The 3,060-nt window shown below is 61.5% G+C and carries 7 protein-coding genes; all 7 read right to left on the bottom strand.

Annotated features, from left to right (window positions below):
- On the bottom strand, positions 1 to 264 hold a 264-nt coding region (locus tag GYA94_RS26515), incomplete at its 3' end, for a DUF7740 domain-containing protein (RefSeq protein WP_161893437.1).
- A gap of 41 nt (positions 265 to 305) precedes the next feature.
- Complete coding sequence (locus GYA94_RS26510; protein WP_054904573.1) at positions 306 to 500, bottom strand: hypothetical protein; 195 nt, start codon at positions 498 to 500, stop codon at positions 306 to 308.
- Positions 501 to 502: 2 nt separating this feature from the next.
- Positions 503 to 997 (bottom strand): single-stranded DNA-binding protein, encoded by a 495-nt coding sequence (locus tag GYA94_RS26505; protein WP_161893436.1) that lies wholly within the window; start codon positions 995 to 997, stop codon positions 503 to 505.
- A gap of 8 nt (positions 998 to 1,005) precedes the next feature.
- Positions 1,006 to 1,677: a 3'-5' exonuclease gene (locus tag GYA94_RS26500; protein WP_054904571.1), complete on the bottom strand. Its 672-nt coding sequence runs from the start codon at positions 1,675 to 1,677 to the stop codon at positions 1,006 to 1,008.
- The gene (locus GYA94_RS26495) at positions 1,674 to 2,540 is read right to left on the bottom strand and encodes an ATP-binding protein (RefSeq protein WP_054904570.1); all 867 of its coding nucleotides are present in this window, start codon (positions 2,538 to 2,540) and stop codon (positions 1,674 to 1,676) included. The genes GYA94_RS26500 and GYA94_RS26495 overlap by 4 nt, the downstream gene beginning before the upstream one ends.
- Positions 2,541 to 2,550: 10 nt before the next feature.
- Positions 2,551 to 2,697, bottom strand: a complete 147-nt coding sequence (locus tag GYA94_RS27780; RefSeq protein WP_156357124.1) for a hypothetical protein — start codon at positions 2,695 to 2,697, stop codon at positions 2,551 to 2,553.
- Positions 2,698 to 2,815: 118 nt separating this feature from the next.
- Complete coding sequence (locus GYA94_RS26490; protein ID WP_161893435.1) at positions 2,816 to 3,010, bottom strand: hypothetical protein; 195 nt, start codon at positions 3,008 to 3,010, stop codon at positions 2,816 to 2,818.
- Between the last annotated feature and the right edge of the window lie 50 nt (positions 3,011 to 3,060).

Genomic DNA, 3,060 nt, shown 5'->3' with positions numbered 1-3,060 from the left:
CCGGTTGATGATCTTGAGCGCTGCGTCGAACACCTTGGCGTCGTCCGGCTCGCGGGCCAGGCGCTTCATGTTGGGCTGATGCTCCAGGCAGACCTTGTCGACCAGGCGCCGGGCAAGCCTGCGCAGGTGGTCGGCGCTGTCGTGCACGCGTAGGCTCAGCGCGAAGGCCAGGGCCACATCATCAGGCCGGTACTGGCCGCCGCTGCGGGTGTTGTACAGCTTTCGCACCGGCTTGCGCATCGATGCGTCGAAAAGGGATTCCATGCTCGACCTCCTGAAGGCCGCTTGGGGGAAGGTGGAGGTGCTCACGCCGCCTTGTTCTTTGCAGCGCGCTTCGGATTTTTCTGCTCAATTTCCATGTCCATGTCGTTCCAGCCGGCAAGGAACCATGAGCCGTGGAAGGTATGAAAGGCGAATGGGTTGGCCAGTTTGCCGCCTCCGTTGCGGCGACATTCCCGGCCAAGGTAGTAAACGCTGGGATGCTCGCCGCAATCGCTCATGGCTATGCACCTACCAAGTGGTGAAGTGGGGCAAACGGGATATCGTCGTCGAAGTTATCCGGAGGCGCTGCCTGCTGGCTCTGCTGGGGCGCCTGACGCTGCTGCCGTTGCTGCTGAGGCTGGCGCTGTTGCTGCTGGCCGCCCTGGTTATCCGGACGGCCACCCAGCAGCTGCATGGTGCCGTTGATGTCTACGTGCACCTCGGTGCTGTACCGTTTGATTCCGTCCTTTTCCCATTCGCGGGTCTTGAGCTTGCCTTCGATGTAGCACTGCGAACCTTTGCGCAGGTACTCGCCAGCAATCTCTGCAACCTTGCCGAACAGCACTACCCGGTGCCATTCGGTTTTCTCGACCTTCTGGCCGGTCTGCTTGTCTGTCCACGCCTCGCTGGTCGCCAGACTGAGGTTGGTGACCGCGTTGCCGTTGGGCAGGTAGCGGACCTCGGGGTCCTGGCCGCAGGTTCCGACCAGGATGACTTTGTTTACTCCGCGGGCCATGTTGTCTCCTAGCGCTGAAGTGCTTTGCGAACGAATGGGTCGAGGTCCGGTTGGTTGAGCAGCCAGCGGCGGTAATCGGCCGGCAGGTCGCTGAACTTCGCTCCGCGATGCTTGCCGAAGCCGATCACAGTGGGGATGCGGGCGTCTTCGGAGATTGTCCAGAGTTCGTCCCAGTCCGCCACCGGGCGGCCCAGTTCAGCAGCCAAGGCATCAAGAATCTTGACCAGCAGAAGCCGGCAGTTCTTCACGTCGTCCAGTGCGGCATGGGCGTTGCGCAGGAGGTCCGGCGCTTGCTCGCGGTAGTGCAGGTAGACCATTGCCGACTGCGAGTGGCTGTCGGCGTCGGGCCACAGGCGACGGCTCAGTGCCGCGGTACAGATACGCTTGAGTTCTGGCCGCCCGATGACACCCCAGTCGTAGTCGACGTTGTGTCCGATCAGGTACTCGATATCTGATGGCAGCTGAAACTCGGAGTGATCCGGGCAATCTGCCAGCTCCTCGTCAAGGATGTGGCTGGTAGCCAGGGCGCCGAGCTCAATGGGCTTGCCTGGCTTATAGCGCTGGAGGAACTGAGTGGTTACCTGCAAGCTTAGAATGTCGGCCAGTTGCAGATATGCGGCCTCGACCAGTTGCGGGTCGTTCAGGCCAGTGGTTTCGCTGTCGAAGATGCAGGCATTCATGCCGATTGCTCCTGAGGGGTGAGTTCATACTTGCGCTGGTCCTTGGCGGCATTCAGTTGCGCAAGAAGTTGAGGGGACTGCTCGAGTACGCGATAGGCTGCCGAGAACACACTTTGCAGCTCCTGCATCGTCTCCGTGAGTGGAATCTTCGACAGGGCATCGTCAAGTGCTGCGGCCTGCAGGTCAGCCTGAGACTTGCCATCGTTTAGCCAGGCCAGGAGGCGCCGGCCGGTATCCGGGCTGATCACTTCAGGCTGATCGAAGAGCCGGGTCCGGTCCTTGGTGGCCACGGCAACGTTGCCGTCGTGGAGTAGGTCGAGCACCACGGTGAACTCGTAGTCAGAACCGTCACGCTGCTCGGACTTCATGCCAAGCTTAAGGATCTTCTTGCCTTCGCCCTGGACCGTCTCGGTCTTGCTGCGCATCGTGCAGATGATGTGCAGCGGGCTGGTTAGGATTGTGTCGACGAGCTTGCGGTGGCGCGGCGTCGTCTCGTTCCAGGCCGACCAGGTGTTGCCCTTGTAGCGCTGCTTGGCGATCGTGTCGTTGATCTCAAGGCAGCCACCGGAACCGACCCACTCGTGGGAGTAGCTGTCGATGATCAGCGTCGAGTAGCCGCCTGCCTCTGCAGCCTTGATGGCCTCGATGTACCGCTCCGGCGAGTACGGCGCGCTCAGCCCCATGACATCGAAGTCGGTCAGGTCTGCGTACAGCGAGGCGCTTTCGTGCTCGGTGTCGATGACCGCGATCGGCCCGCCCAGGCCGATGGCCAGTTGCAGCGCGGAATAGGTCTTGCCTGATCCAGATGGGCCGGTAAGTGCTAGCCGTAGCCTTGCCTGCTTACGTTCGGCTTTCTTGAACATGGGGATGCCCTCAGTTCGGTTGGTTGTCCCACTGCCGCTCAATGCGAGCAGCCTCGTCTTCGTACTCTTTGCGCTCATCGCCCTGGTATTGCTCAGGCGAGAACGAACCGACCGTCATCCAGTCGAGCTGGGCGGCCAGGCGGGGTGTTGTGTTCATGGGGTGCCTCAGGAGGTGATGCGGTCGGCGTATGCGCTGGCCAACATCCATGCGGTGCACAGGGATAGCGTAATGAAGCTGCCGCGCCAGAATGCCCAGCGTCGCGCTTGCTGGCGGGTCACGGCCTGACCCTCACAGCGATGCGCCGGCCTTTCATGGTGGCGCTCAGTTGGCGCTTCAGGCTGGCCACTGGCAAGTCACGAGGTAGTCCGATCACCTCGTTGAAGGGGCGCCCGAAGCCGATGATGGCCAGACTTCGCTCGATCTGCTCAAGTTGCTCGTCAATCAGCGATTTGACCGGTGCAGTGCTCATGAGAACCTCCGGGCTTGCTGCTCCCACTGCTGGTGATCGTGAGCGATCAT

Origin of the sequence: Pseudomonas juntendi (assembly GCF_009932375.1) — a bacterium.
In the GTDB taxonomy this organism is placed as follows: Bacteria; Pseudomonadota; Gammaproteobacteria; order Pseudomonadales; family Pseudomonadaceae; genus Aquipseudomonas; species Aquipseudomonas juntendi.
The sequence above is the reverse complement of the archived record's forward strand: the minus strand, read 5'-3'. Positions and strand labels throughout refer to the sequence as shown.